Source organism: Nitratireductor sp. ATLC21 (assembly GCF_057196525.1).
Genome location: NZ_JBXUOU010000001.1, coordinates 1074787 through 1087450 on the forward strand (window position 1 = coordinate 1074787; position 12664 = coordinate 1087450).

General features: G+C 58.0%; 14 protein-coding genes. 8 read left to right on the forward strand and 6 right to left on the reverse strand.

Annotation, left to right across the window (positions count from 1 at the left end):
- Positions 1-208: 208 nt before the first annotated feature.
- Together AC2CHD_RS05165 and trxB are read right to left on the reverse strand one after the other, a co-directional pair.
- On the reverse strand, positions 209-1099 hold the full coding sequence (locus AC2CHD_RS05165; protein WP_223021186.1) for a LysR family transcriptional regulator: 891 nt from the start codon (positions 1097-1099) through the stop codon (positions 209-211).
- Between the two features lie 76 nt (positions 1100-1175).
- Entirely contained in the window at positions 1176-2150 is a 975-nt protein-coding gene (gene trxB / locus AC2CHD_RS05170) for a thioredoxin-disulfide reductase (RefSeq protein ID WP_484552810.1), read from the reverse strand.
- Between the two features lie 386 nt (positions 2151-2536).
- Here trxB and AC2CHD_RS05175 point away from each other — a divergent pair, with 386 nt between their 5' ends.
- The 3 genes from AC2CHD_RS05175 to AC2CHD_RS05185 are packed head-to-tail and all read left to right on the forward strand — an operon-like array spanning position 2537 to position 4681.
- Positions 2537-3010, forward strand: coding sequence for an Lrp/AsnC family transcriptional regulator (locus AC2CHD_RS05175; RefSeq protein ID WP_229448756.1), 474 nt, complete (start codon positions 2537-2539; stop codon positions 3008-3010).
- A 55-nt stretch (positions 3011-3065) separates the two neighbouring features.
- The gene (locus AC2CHD_RS05180; protein WP_484552811.1) at positions 3066-3902 is read left to right on the forward strand and encodes a polysaccharide pyruvyl transferase family protein; all 837 of its coding nucleotides are present in this window, start codon (positions 3066-3068) and stop codon (positions 3900-3902) included.
- Positions 3899-4681 (forward strand): hypothetical protein, encoded by a 783-nt coding sequence (locus AC2CHD_RS05185; RefSeq protein WP_484552812.1) that lies wholly within the window; start codon positions 3899-3901, stop codon positions 4679-4681. The genes AC2CHD_RS05180 and AC2CHD_RS05185 overlap by 4 nt, the downstream gene beginning before the upstream one ends.
- A gap of 27 nt (positions 4682-4708) precedes the next feature.
- Here AC2CHD_RS05185 and AC2CHD_RS05190 read toward each other — a convergent pair whose 3' ends face one another.
- The 4 genes from AC2CHD_RS05190 to greA are packed head-to-tail and all read right to left on the reverse strand — an operon-like array spanning position 4709 to position 7834.
- The gene (locus AC2CHD_RS05190) at positions 4709-5512 is read right to left on the reverse strand and encodes a glycosyltransferase family 25 protein (protein WP_229448753.1); all 804 of its coding nucleotides are present in this window, start codon (positions 5510-5512) and stop codon (positions 4709-4711) included.
- A complete protein-coding gene (locus AC2CHD_RS05195; RefSeq protein ID WP_484552813.1) occupies positions 5512-6270 on the reverse strand; it encodes a glycosyltransferase family 25 protein in 759 nt (252 codons plus the stop codon). Before AC2CHD_RS05195 ends, AC2CHD_RS05190 begins: the two co-directional genes overlap by 1 nt.
- Positions 6267-7355, reverse strand: coding sequence for a glycosyltransferase family 4 protein (locus tag AC2CHD_RS05200; protein WP_484552814.1), 1089 nt, complete (start codon positions 7353-7355; stop codon positions 6267-6269). Before AC2CHD_RS05200 ends, AC2CHD_RS05195 begins: the two co-directional genes overlap by 4 nt.
- A gap of 5 nt (positions 7356-7360) precedes the next feature.
- Entirely contained in the window at positions 7361-7834 is a 474-nt protein-coding gene (gene greA / locus AC2CHD_RS05205; protein ID WP_229448749.1) for a transcription elongation factor GreA, read from the reverse strand.
- 275 nt (positions 7835-8109) lie between these two features.
- Between greA and AC2CHD_RS05210 the strand changes: the two genes are divergently transcribed.
- The 5 genes from AC2CHD_RS05210 (at position 8110) to AC2CHD_RS05230 (ending at position 12610) form a co-directional block, all read left to right on the forward strand.
- Positions 8110-9243, forward strand: a complete 1134-nt coding sequence (locus AC2CHD_RS05210) for a PQQ-dependent sugar dehydrogenase (protein WP_484552815.1) — start codon at positions 8110-8112, stop codon at positions 9241-9243.
- Positions 9244-9344: 101 nt separating this feature from the next.
- The gene (locus AC2CHD_RS05215; RefSeq protein WP_484552816.1) at positions 9345-10235 is read left to right on the forward strand and encodes a DMT family transporter; all 891 of its coding nucleotides are present in this window, start codon (positions 9345-9347) and stop codon (positions 10233-10235) included.
- A 76-nt stretch (positions 10236-10311) separates the two neighbouring features.
- A complete protein-coding gene (locus AC2CHD_RS05220; protein ID WP_484552817.1) occupies positions 10312-10740 on the forward strand; it encodes a DUF3775 domain-containing protein in 429 nt (142 codons plus the stop codon).
- Positions 10741-11052: 312 nt separating this feature from the next.
- A complete protein-coding gene (locus AC2CHD_RS05225) occupies positions 11053-11601 on the forward strand; it encodes an extensin-like domain-containing protein (RefSeq protein ID WP_484552818.1) in 549 nt (182 codons plus the stop codon).
- 121 nt (positions 11602-11722) lie between these two features.
- On the forward strand, positions 11723-12610 hold the full coding sequence (locus AC2CHD_RS05230) for an extensin-like domain-containing protein (RefSeq protein ID WP_484552819.1): 888 nt from the start codon (positions 11723-11725) through the stop codon (positions 12608-12610).
- Positions 12611-12664 lie beyond the last annotated feature (54 nt).

Here is a 12664-nt window from a genome sequence, read left to right on the forward strand (position 1 = left end):
GCCGGATCACGGAGATCCGGCTTTAGTCATTGGAAGTGCCATATAGGCGAAACCTCCAGAGGGGAACACTCGCGGGGGCAAATGGGAGGAGAACGCCCCCGGGAGTGCTTCTCATATGGGCAATGACAGCCTAAATAACAACCACATGTTTTTGCAATTCACCCATGCAATTTTGCATAACGCCCCGTATTTCTTGGGAAATACTGCGTCAAAATGCCCAATGCCTTGATTTTGAGATGAGGAAATCCCGGAAAGCGTGAAGCTTTGCCTGATTTTTCATCACGTTCGGGTAGCAAAAATAGGTGTCGAATGACGGCACGGCGGTTTCCGGCAGAAGCTGCACCAGATCATTGCTCTTGCCCACCACATAATCAGGCAGCATGGCGATGCCGGCCCCGCGCTGCACCGCCAGCTTGATCGACAGGATGTTGTTGATCTGCAGCGCTGTCTGGCGTTTCTGCCCTTCCGGTCTGCCGGCTGTTTCCAGCCAGTTCATATCGCTGAGATGCGGCGGCACCGCCTCGCCGAATGTCACGATCCGATGTTTGTCCAGATCGGCAATGGACGACGGTTTTCCATGCTTGTTCACGTAGGAAGGCGACGCAAAGAGATGAAAATGCACAGTAAACAGCTTGCGCTGGATCAGATCCGGCTGCTGCGGCTGGCGCATCCGAATCGCGCAATCAGCCTGCCGCATGGTCAGGTCGAGCTCCTCATTGTCGAGAATGAGTTGCAATTCTATGTCCGGGTAGAGCTCGATGAACTCCGGCAACCTTTCTGTCAGCCAGCCCGTGCCGAGCCCCACCGTGGTGGAAACCTTCAACAGACCGGACGGACGGTCCTTCGCCTCGGTCAGCCGCACGCGCACGCTTTCCAGCTGCATCAGCACGTCATGAGCGGTGCGATAAAGCATCTCGCCCTGCTCCGTCAGCACCAGCCCGCGAGCGTGCCGATGGAAAAGCGGCACCCCCACTTCCAGTTCGAGCGCACTCACCTGGCGTGAAATGGCCGACTGCGAAAGATGCAGCGTTTCAGCGGCGTGCGTAAACGAGCCAGCCTCTGCGGCGGCGTGAAAAACCCTGAGCTTGTCCCAGTCCAACGCCTCGTTCTCCTCTGTCAGGCGCTTGTACCGTCATGGGCGTTGCCGCCCGTTCCTGTCGCTGCGTCGTTCCCGTCTATTCGGCAGCTTCTTTTTTTGTCTCCATGGCTGCCAGATACTTCTCTGCTTCCAGCGCCGCCATGCAGCCAAGCCCCGCTGCCGTCACGGCCTGGCGATAGATGTCGTCTGCCACATCACCTGCAGCAAACACCCCCGGAACATCCGTTTGCGTGGTGCCGGGCTGCGTCCACAGATAGCCATTGGGCTTCTGCTTGAGCTTGCCTTCAAATAACTCGACCGCGGGTGCATGGCCGATCGCCACGAAAACACCATCCACGGCGAGGTCGGACACCGCCCCCGAATGCACGTTCTTCACGCGCACGCCCGATGCAGATGCGGGCATGGGCGGTTTTGCGGGCGTCCCGGTGATCTCTTCCACCACGGTATCCCACATGATCGTTACATTCTCCTTGGCCATCAGGCGTTCCTGAAGAATGCGTTCCGAACGCAGTTCGTCGCGGCGATGGATGAGCGTCACCGACTTTGCGAGATTCGACAGGTAAAGCGCCTCCTCCACAGCCGTGTTGCCGCCGCCCACAACGGCAACATCCTTGCCACGATAAAAGAACCCGTCACAGGTCGCGCAGGCTGAGACGCCAAAACCCATAAAGGTCTGCTCGGAAGGCAGGCCGAGCCACTTCGCCTTGGCGCCGGTGGCGATGATCAGCGCATCGCAGCTGTACTCCGTGCCGGAATCGCCCTTGAGCACAAAGGGGCGCGACGACAGGTCGACATCGACGATGAGGTCATTGGCGATCTCCGCACCCACATTCTCCGCCTGGCCGCGCATCTGCTCCATCAGCCACGGTCCCTGGATCGGATCGGCAAAGCCCGGATAGTTCTCCACATCGGTGGTGATCATGAGCTGTCCGCCCTGTTCCAGACCAGCCACAAGAAGAGGCTTCAGCATGGCGCGCGCCGCATAGATCGCCGCCGTGTATCCGGCCGGACCCGAGCCGATGATAAGGACGGGCGCGTGACGACGTGACATGGATGAAATCCTTTCTTCCTAAAAGCACCGCGGGCATGTTCCCACCCCATCGGGCATTCTTGACTTGTAAGCGCGTTGGAACCACCAGCGGGCAGAAAACGCGAACCGGACAGCAGACCTCCGGGCATCACCCCTGGGCCACCATCCAAAACAATCCGGTGACATGATCTAAGTATTCACCACCGCAAAGTGCAAGGCGAGGAACAGGTTTCCAACAGCTACCGAATGCCGCTGCCCCGCATTTGCGCGTTCGCGAGAGCTCCAAACACGGTGGATAGTCCACCTTGCCGGTGAATGCATTGCTTGGCTTGGCAGGACGCTTGCCCTAATTTCGGTCTGCGCGCATGAAAGATTCTCGCGTGTTTAGAGCAGAAATGGGAAACACTATGCCGCTACAGGCCGATCTTGACGCAATCGACTGGAAAATTCTGCGCGAGCTTCAGGCCGATGGCAAGATGACCAATGTCGAGCTTTCGCGCCGCGTCGGCATTTCCGCCCCACCCTGCCTCCGGCGTGTCAAGCGGCTGGAGGAAGGCGGCATCATCAAGGGCTACCGTGCCCTGCTCAATTCCCCGGCACTTGGCTATGATGTGGTCGCCTTCTGCCTGATCGGCCTTCACTATCAGTCGGAGACCGAGCTGAAGACTTTCGCTCAGCGAACGCTGAAATGGCCCATCGTACGCCGCGCCTGGATGGTCTCCGGCGATTCCGATTTCATGCTGCATTGCGTGGCAACGGATCTGACCACCTTCCAGACCTTTGTCATTGAAGAGCTGACCTCCGCGCCCAATGTAGACACGGTCCGCACCGCACTCACCATCCGCCAGGTGAAGGACGAAGGCCTGGTGGCGATCGATTAGAGCGCTGGTGCAGCACGTTTCGTCAGTGATTTCCGAAAGCCGCTGGGACACTCCAATGAAGATCGCCGCCCTGTCATTTCAATATCCCACCGGGATTCTTGCCAATATCGGCGATTGGATTCAGACACTGGCGGTCGAACAGCATCTACCCAAAGTCGATTTCTATCTGGATCGTGATTCTCTAAACACTTATGACGGCGATGAGTGTCTGCTTGTCATGAATGGATGGTTCAGCCACCGCCCTCAGGCATGGCCGCCCAGCGAAAAGATCACTCCGATCTTTCACGGATTCCACATCACCCCTGGGGCGGCAGAATACTACCGGAAACATTTAGATTACTTCAAAAAACACGCTCCGATCGGTTGCCGCGATCAGAGCACTTTGGAAATCATTCAAAGTTGGGGTGTGGAGGCGTATCTTTCTTACTGTACAACGCTCACTTTCCCGACCCGCACACAGGAGCCCGAGGAAGAGCTTGTTGTTCTCGTAGATGCTCCCAAACCCGCACACCGAGTAAAACGCTGGAAAAGCAAACTTGCCATCCAACATGAAGTGGCCCCGGTCTCTTCGCCTGTTCAACGGGCATTCGCGAAAGACCTCCTCGCCTTGTACAGAGACAAAGCCAGTCTGGTTGTCACGTCCCGCATACATGCAGCCATGCCCTGCATGGCAATGGGTATTCCGACGCTCTATATGCCCAAGAAGCCAGACGGGCGAACCAACATCATCAACGAATTCGGCGCCCCAACGACCCAAGCATTTGAGAACGGCCTTCGAGAGTTATTCGGCTTCCGAGAGAAAAAGATATTCACAAAAAACAAAGTTAGCGAAAAATTCAAAAACCAGATTTCAACAAGCCTGAAATCAAGAGTAGAAAAAGCACTTAGATGAAAATCAACACTCTTTGGATCGGAGGAAACCTTGGCGAGATAGAGGTTCTGTCCGCAAAGAGCTTTGTCGACGCCGGACACGATGTTAATCTCTATTCATTCGAAGAGATAAAAAACACCCCACCAGGCGTGCAAAATCTGGACGCTAATAAAATACTTTCCCGTTTGGAAGTCGATCGGCTACGCCATAGAAAAACGGGGTCCTACGCGCTCGCATCTGACTACTTTCGTTTCCTACTGCAAAAAGAGGAGCGTGGTGCATGGGCGGATTTGGACATGATCTGCCTCAGACCAGTGAGCTTTGAAAAAGACATCGTTTTCGGACGAGAAAGCGCCACTTACATCAATGGCGCCCTCCTCTACGCAAAACCGGATCACCCAGTTATTGAAGAGGTCCTTTCTTTCTTTAACCGGGATGCGATCCCGCCGTGGACGCGCGGTCGTGACGCCAATCGCCTTCGCTTGAAATCTTGGTTCCTCGGGAAGAAGATCGAACCCGCAACCCTTCCCTGGGGAACATTTGGCCCAAAGGCTATTACTTATCTCGCGAAGAAACACGGTGTTTTTGATCTGGCAGAGCCAGAAGAGGTCTTCTACCCACTGCACTTCAAGGACGCCCCTCTGCTCTACGATAGCCGAAAAAGCCTCGCAGAAATTTGCACGGAGAAGACCAGAACCATTCACCTGTGGAATGAAGTTCTCAGAAGTGCCGGCTTGAAAGGCACCCGACCGCCAAAGGGTTCTCCTCTTGCGGAACTCATGCATCGTTTCGGCATCTAAGAAAGGTGAGCAGCGCGGCGCTTGCCACTATTTGAAGTGCACACGAACCCACATGTTCTCGGTGGTTATATAAGTCCAGACGTTGGCAAAAAAGCGTGCGATTTTCTTCCTGGAGCGTCCAATCTCACGAAGGATCTTTTTCCCAACACCTCTCGGCTTCCCGGTAGATTGGACCGAGTAACGTTCATCCAGCAATGAACTTCCGAGCAATTTATCTTTTCGAAGAAATACTTCCTGGATAGCAGGCGCGGGAACCATCTGGTATTTTTCCAGAGCACCGGTTGCCGGCTCTTCAGAACTATAAAGGAACTGATCGAGCGGGTCGCAAAACTCGGTGGTTTCACGAAGCAGCCTGACGGCGGCATCTCGGGAAACGACATATGCACCCGAGCCAGCATGTGCCAAGCGCAAAGGATGCACCTTACGACCGGCCACCGTGGAAACTGCCGCCTTGGCGATCAGCGTCTTCGGCCGACACGCCTCCAGTCGCACAACCCCTGCGTCCGCGGGTATCCAGCTTGCATCACCAAAAATGGCCGATGCGTTCTCCCCAAGGAAAATGTCATCCTCACAGATGATCGTGTAGGCATCTTCACTCTGAGCCGCGATCTCCCAGCATTTCCGATGAGAGAGAAAACAGGCTATTTCACCTGCGCCCAACTCGTAAAATCGAGGTTTTCCAGTGCGCCCGGCCTTCAGGTCCTCCGGTGAAAGAAGCTTGGCATCGACCGCCTTCACCACCGTAAAGTCGAGCCCCTGTTCACCAAACACCTTGCGCATATGCGCAAGCCGGGCCGTTTCACGTTCCAGATTGATGACCAGCGTCTTCATCACCGCTTCACCTCGGGCGCCTGCCAGGAACGAGAATATTTTCGCACCTCGCTGCGATAAACGAAACGCTTCCATTCTCTGCAAAGTCGTTCGCCTGCGCTGCGCTTCACCTTGCCCGACACACTGACCGTGCTGCCTCCGATCTGGGCTGATTGATCACTGATCCCCGAGGGCACCACGCAATAGGGTGCGATCCCTGTCACCCAGCGCATTTGCAGAAACGTGTCGACCGGCCGGTCGAAACGCTCACTCAGGACAAGCAGATGCTCAGCTGCCTCGCGTGTCACAAGCTGTGCCACCGTGCCGAGTTGCGAAACCTCCGGCGCCACGAGGCGAACATCGTCCCCCCCTGCCACCTCCCGCACCCTGCCCCGAACAGGGCTGATGCGAAACTGCACATATGCCTTTCCCGTGCAGCCCCGTTTGGCAAGCGCGAGACACCTTCGGAAAAGCGGCATTTGGAGAGCCACATCGTCCTCGATGATAAGCCCCGCATCGAGCCCACGCTCCACGATCATGCGCCACACCTTGCGGTGAGACAGAAAACAGGCGATCTCGGATTGCTTCAGCACGAAGGGATAAACCGGCTGATGCAGTCCCTTCACATAGTGCCGCCCGATCTCCTCGTCGCCGAGTTCCTGACCATCGACGGCGTCCACCACATGGCTTGCGACAGGCAACGTCGCCAACAGATGCTCCACCTGTGAACGACGCGCTGTAGCGCGCTTCAGGTGAACGATGAATCCTTCGATCTTCACGTACTGGCCTCATGCCAAAGGTCTTCGTAGAGGGCATTGAGCGCATTCGCTTCACCCTCCAGCGGAAAACGCGAGCGCGCATGCTGAAGCGCCGCGCTTGCCGCCACACTGCGCCGCTTTTCATCATCCATGTAGCACGCCGCAGCGGCAATCATCGCATCAAGATCGTCAACCGGCACCAGAATACCTGCCCCGCTGCCCTCCAGTTGCTCCGAAAAAGCCCCCACATCCGTGGCGACAACCGGAACTCCTGAGGCCATAGCCTCAAGCGGGGTCAGTCCAAAACCTTCCCAGCGCTGCGGCGCCATAAACAGTGAAAGTGCCTGATACCAGGCTGGAATTTGCGGACGCGTGCCCACAAAATGCACTCGGTCTGCGAGCCCGGCTGCGCGAACGCGCTCCCTCAGCTCCCGCTCAAAACCAATATGCGGCCCGGTCGCCTGACCGGCGATGATCGCAGACCAGCCGGGACGATCCGGCAAAAGCGCGATCATCGCATCCACAAAGAGGTCGGTTCCTTTTTGGTGCCGTACGCGACCAAAACACCCGACATACCGTTTTTCATCCGGCAAACCCACCGCGACCGCCCCGGCCTCTGGGCTCAGCGCTGGCGAAAAACGGTGCGTGTCGATCCCATGCATGATCACACGGCTTTCAACCTTGAGGTAACCCGCAGATTTCCTGCTGGTGGCCACGACCCGGTCCATGCGACGGATCAGAAACTGGGTCCAGCGCGTGTGCTCGCGCTGCGAAGCGGAGGTGAAAACGAGTTTCAGCGGCGCACGAAACACGTCCCGCAACACCACCCCAGCCAGCATCTCCGGATTGCGCCGCGCATGCCATATCCGAAAGGGTCGGTTCGCCGGCTTTCGCAGAAGCCCTGGCACCTGCCACCAGCGCAATTTGGGCAGCGTGTCGGGCAGTCCCGGCCCCAACGTCGCAATCGCAAGCGTCTTCGACTGTTCTGGAACAAGCTGCACGATGGTGCTGGTGACACCCGAAAGCCGCTTCTTGAAGTTGGGGGCCACCACGTCCACATCACGGACGCGGCGCCGCAGGCCGCTTTCGGGCGTTTTACCGGACATGATGGTCAGCCGTAGCGGATTTCCACCACTTCATAGCCGCGCGCGCCGCCTGGTGCGTTGACCTCGATGGAATCGCCCACCGCCTTGCCGATCAGTGCCCGCGCGATGGGCGAGGAAATGGAGATACGGCCCGCCTTCACATCGGCTTCCTGATCGCCGACGATCTGATAGGTCTTCTCTTCTTCCGTGTCTTCATCGACCAGCATCACCGTGGCGCCGAATTTGATCGTATCGCCGGAAAGCTTTGTGACGTCGATGACCTCGGCGCGCGCGATCAGATCTTCGAGTTCGCCAATGCGGCCTTCGTTGAGGCTCTGGGCCTCCTTGGCAGCGTGATACTCCGCATTCTCCGAAAGGTCGCCATGGGCGCGCGCCTCCGCGATCGCCTCAATGATGCGTGGCCGCTCTTCCTGCTGGCGCCAACGCAGCTCTTCCTTCAACGCCGCGGCTCCGGCAAGCGTCATAGGGACCTTGTTCATTTCATTCACCTTCCAGACATGAAGGCAGGAAGACCCCACACGCCTTACGCGAAGCGTCGTCCTGCCGCCGGTGCAGACATAAAAAGAAACGGTCCGAAAGCGTCTGCCTACGGAACCGTTTCGTATGACCTCTCCCAATATAACAAGCCGGTGACGATTTTCACGCAAATTTTTGCGCGTCCGTTCTTCCCCTCTTGTTGCGCCCCGTTGTCTCGCCTTGTTCGACAGCCCTCATAACCTATCTCAAGATGAAAGAGACAATGGGAGACCCGCTGATGCAAGACCAGATTCTTCGAACCGCCCTCGCCGCCGGTCTCCTTGCCTGCCCGGGCGCCGCCGCCGCCAAAACCTTCACCACCCAGGCAGTGACGGTCGAGGCCGAAACCCTTGTCCGTGGTCTCTCCAATCCCTGGGGGCTTGATTTTCTGCCCGATGGAAGCGCGCTCGTCACGGAACGCCCGGGCCAGTTGCGCCTTTTCTCCAACGGCTCTCTCTCTGCCCCAATCGCGGGCGTGCCCGAGGTCGCCGTTGTCGGCCAGGGTGGATTGCTCGATGTTGCCGTTTCGCCGGATTTTGCCGAGACAGGAACGATTTTTCTCTCTTTTTCAGAGCCTGGCGAGGGCGGAGCCGGCACAGCCATTGCCCGGGCCAACCTTGTACGAAACGGCTCAGATGCGCGCCTTGAAGATGTCGCGACGATTTTTTCCATGAACCGCAAGTCTGGAGCAGGACAACATTTCGGCTCGCGCATCGTGCTCCATCCAGACGGTACCCTGTTCTTCACCATTGGCGACCGGGGAGAAGGCGATCGGGCACAGGATCCCACCGACCACGCCGGATCCGTGCTCAGGATCAACCCCGACGGGACCGTTCCCAAGGACAATCCTTTTGCCGGGAGCGCCGACACCGCGCCTGAAATCTGGTCTATGGGGCATCGCAACCCGCAAGGTGCCGTCTTTGACCCTGTAACCCGCGTGGTCTGGACGGTTGAGCATGGTGCCCGCGGCGGCGACGAAGTCAATCGCCCCGAAGCCGGAAAGAATTATGGCTGGCCGGTCATTTCCTACGGCGTCAACTACAGCGGCACGAAGATCGGCGTCGGCAACGAAGCGCCGGGATATGAACAGCCCGAATTCTATTGGGATCCGTCCATCGCACCGTCTGGCACTGCGGTCTATCAGGGCGAAATGTTTCCCGAATGGCAGGGGGATTTTCTGGTCGCGGCGCTGAAATACCACCTCGTCGCCCGACTTGATCGAGACGAAAATGGCAAAATCCTCGGTGAAGAGCGCCTTTTCAAGGGAGCCTTCGGGCGCATACGGGATGTCAATGTCGCACCTGACGGCTCGATATGGCTTTTGACAGACAAGCGCCGGGGCGAGATCATCCGCATCTTCCGTTCGGAGTGATGCATCGCCAGGCTGGCCCATAGGAGACATGTGGAGCGGCCCTTGTGCGGCAGGCGGCGGCTCCGTAAGACATGCGCAATTTCCTCATTCCGGGCAGGCGTATGACACGGGTTCAGGCCAATTTTGTATTGCTTCTTGCAGGCGCCATGTGGGGCATGGGCTTCGTCGCCCAGTCGACCGCGATGGATGCCATCGGCCCGTTCCTGTTCATCGGTCTGCGCTTTGCCATCGCCTGCCTCTCCATGCTGCCCTTCGCAATATGGGAATCCCGAGGCAGCACAAGGTCGTTGACCTTCACTGATAAGCGGAATTTCCTGCTTATTGGTTTGCTTCTGTTCGCAGGCATGGCGGCACAACAGGTCGGGCTTCTGACCACCAGCGTCACCAATTCCGGCTTTCTCACTGGCCTGTACGTTGTGATGGTGCCGTTTCTGGCCGTTCTTCTGTTCCGCCAATGGCCGCACCTCGTCGTCTGGCCGGCAGCCTTGTCTGCACTTGCGGGCATCTGGTTGCTCTCAGGTGCAGGCAGCGTGGCATTGACCACCGGCGACTGGCTGACCATCCTTTGCGCACTCTTCTGGGCGCTTCAGGTGATCATGATCGGAAGAAGTGCTAGTCATACCGGCCGGCCTGTCACGCTATCCGTCAGCCAATTCGGTATCACCGCTGTCATAGCCCTCGCCATTGCGGGCCTTGTTGAGCCGGTCGACCTGTCCGCCATTCGCACCGCCCTGCCCGAAATCCTCTACGCCGGCATTTTCTCCGGCGGCATTGCCTTCACATTGCAGGTCATCGGCCAACGCTACACCACAGCCCCGCAAGCTGCGATTTTCCTCTCCACGGAAGCAGTCTTCGCCGCACTTTTCGGTGCGATCTTTCTCGGAGAACGGTTGCCGGCGCTCGGTCTCGCCGGCTGCGGTCTGATCTTTGCCGCGATCCTTGCAGTCGAAATCGTTCCGGCTCTGCGCAACAGGCAACGCAGCGTGGCCTGAACAGGAGGTCAACAATCCGTCGTGCTTTCCGCACGTTCTGCGTTATCATATCTCCGAAGTGCCGGAGGAGAAGCGCATGCAGAAGCCTGTTGAGCGCGAATGGGCGCTGACCATAGACCCGGAAACCGTGCGCTTGCTGGCAGGCAAAGCGCGCATATTAAGCGCCGCGCTGAACGCAGACTATGATGATGGTCACGAGCGCGAAATCGAGATCGATGGCGATGCTCGTGATCGGCATCAGCATGACGGGCTGATCGAAGAAGAGGAAGAAGACCTCACCGAAGAGGAATTTCGAGAACTGGTGGGTGATCTCAATGTGGATGAGATTGCTGAATTGATTGCGCTGGCATGGGTGGGGCGCGGCGACTACGACGTGAAGGAGTGGTCAACAGCCGTCAGGGACGCCCGCCAGCACGGCGCGAAGCATGTCGCCACCTATCTGCTCGGAATGCCGATGCTTTATGATTGGCTGATAGAAGGCCTGGATGCACTCGGCGTATCGTGAACACTTCGAAACACACCGTTATTTCCCGATAAGCCTAAGTTCCGGCAAACATCCGGCATGATCGCTCTTTTAGCTGTTCGACACGCGCTGCCGGCAATACTGCTTTGCGCTCTGTTCCTGCCTCCTCTCCCGAGCAACGCACGTGCCGCTGAGCCGACCGCCTCCGTTCCCCTACCGGCCACAGGCCCCATACCCAATAGCCGCGGAGAAGTGCGGCGCGAGGAAATGTCGGTCATCGTCCCCATCCCCTCGCCTCGTCCACCAGCAAAAACCGAACCCCAGAAACGCCCGCCCGCGCAAAAGCCAGGCCGGATGCCCGCCAAAGAGGTCGCCTGCCGCCGCGCCCTGACAAAACTTGGTGTTTCGTATTCCGAGCACAAGCCCATAGCAGAGGCTGCCGGTTGCGCAATCGCTCATCCGCTGGAGATCGAACGCCTTTCCGCGAAAATCGCATTACAGCCCAAGGCAACGCTCAATTGCGCGATGGCTCTCACACTCGCTCGTTTCTTCACGGACACAACGCCGCCCCTCACCAGGCGTCACCTCAAACAGCCAATCACAGCCGTTCGGCATGCCTCGGCCTATGTTTGCCGGTCACGCGCTGGGACCCGGAAACTTTCCGAACACGCCTACGGGAACGCCTTCGACATCATGAGCTTCACTTTGGCCGATGGCACTGAACTCGATGTTGCGAAAAAGCCCAACTCCAAGAGCGGAAGCGCGCGGTTTCTCGATGCCTTCCGCACAGCCGCCTGTGGCCCTTTCAAGACCGTTCTCGGCCCAGGCGCCAATGCAGATCACGCCAACCATTTTCATCTGGACTTGGCCCAACGTCGGAACGACAGCCTCTACTGCAAATAGCTGCCTGCTCGACGCGTCACAATGAGGTCACAGGTCTGAATGCCCCTGCTGACCTTTCCTTTACCTTGTCGGGCTACGGTACCTTCCTTCTGGAAGCGTACAAGGTCGACGGGGCGTGTTCATGGTCGGTATTCGTGTTGGCAACCCGGTTGCAACACCCCTACGTGCACCTCTGCGGCGCGCAGCGGTTGCTGCCACGTTTCTGGTTCTTTCTGCCTGCTCCGTCAGCGATGTGATGTCCCCGCGCCCATCGGTAGATATCGGTGTTCAGACTGCAGCAGTGCCGGTCGCGCAACTGGCACCTGCTCCCATCGCACCGGTTCCACAGGTGGTAACACCCACTGTTTCCACTCCCGCACCTGAAAATGCGAGGGGATTGCAGGCGCTGGTTCCGTCGAACCCGATGATGGTCTCCTATCCGCGCATGACCCTGCCCCGCAACGAAAGCTCGCCGCGTGTCATGCCAGCAGAAGAAATCGCCTGTCGACGCCGGCTCAAGCGCCTTGGCGTCAAGTATCAGGATCTGGAGCCCATCAACGACGGTGGTGCTTGCCGCATCGATTGGCCCGTCAAAGTCAGTGGCCTTTCGGGCAACATCGAAATGGCGCCAGCCGCCACGCTGAATTGCCAGATGGCGGAAACGTTCGCCCGCTGGACAAAAAACGAGCTCGCTCCTGCCGCCCGCAAACGCTATCTCACCGGCATCGGAAAAATCCGGCAAGGCTCAAGCTATTCGTGCCGCCGCATTGCCGGCACCAGCGTCGCTTCGGAGCATTCCAAAGGCAACGCTCTTGACGTAATGAGCATCGAGCTGAAAAGCGGCCGCGAAATCGATGTGCGCAAGCCGGGCTTTTTCGCCTTCCGCGAACGCGGACTGTTGAACTCTGTGCGTGCCGAAGGGTGTGACTATTTCACCACCGTTCTCGGCCCCGGTTACAACTACGATCACCGCGATCACTTTCATTTCGATCTGAAAGGCCGCCGCAACGGCTACCGCGCCTGTAAATAGCGCTTCCACTGCCCACAAGGCAGTCTCGCGCCGTTCATCCCGGAGTGCTAAAGA

Excerpts from the sequence above, each read along its gene's own strand:
- trxB (WP_484552810.1), bottom strand. The coding sequence starts at position 2,150 with ATGTCACGTCGTCACGCGCCCGTCCTTATCATCGGCTCGGGTCCGGCC.
- AC2CHD_RS05175 (WP_229448756.1), top strand. The coding sequence starts at position 2,537 with ATGCCGCTACAGGCCGATCTTGACGCAATCGACTGGAAAATTCTGCGC.
- AC2CHD_RS05180 (WP_484552811.1), top strand. The coding sequence starts at position 3,066 with ATGAAGATCGCCGCCCTGTCATTTCAATATCCCACCGGGATTCTTGCC.
- AC2CHD_RS05185 (WP_484552812.1), top strand. The coding sequence starts at position 3,899 with ATGAAAATCAACACTCTTTGGATCGGAGGAAACCTTGGCGAGATAGAG.
- AC2CHD_RS05190 (WP_229448753.1), bottom strand. The coding sequence starts at position 5,512 with ATGAAGACGCTGGTCATCAATCTGGAACGTGAAACGGCCCGGCTTGCG.
- AC2CHD_RS05200 (WP_484552814.1), bottom strand. The coding sequence starts at position 7,355 with ATGTCCGGTAAAACGCCCGAAAGCGGCCTGCGGCGCCGCGTCCGTGAT.
- greA (WP_229448749.1), bottom strand. The coding sequence starts at position 7,834 with ATGAACAAGGTCCCTATGACGCTTGCCGGAGCCGCGGCGTTGAAGGAA.
- AC2CHD_RS05210 (WP_484552815.1), top strand. The coding sequence starts at position 8,110 with ATGCAAGACCAGATTCTTCGAACCGCCCTCGCCGCCGGTCTCCTTGCC.
- AC2CHD_RS05215 (WP_484552816.1), top strand. The coding sequence starts at position 9,345 with ATGACACGGGTTCAGGCCAATTTTGTATTGCTTCTTGCAGGCGCCATG.
- AC2CHD_RS05220 (WP_484552817.1), top strand. The coding sequence starts at position 10,312 with ATGCAGAAGCCTGTTGAGCGCGAATGGGCGCTGACCATAGACCCGGAA.
- AC2CHD_RS05225 (WP_484552818.1), top strand. The coding sequence starts at position 11,053 with ATGCCCGCCAAAGAGGTCGCCTGCCGCCGCGCCCTGACAAAACTTGGT.
- AC2CHD_RS05230 (WP_484552819.1), top strand. The coding sequence starts at position 11,723 with ATGGTCGGTATTCGTGTTGGCAACCCGGTTGCAACACCCCTACGTGCA.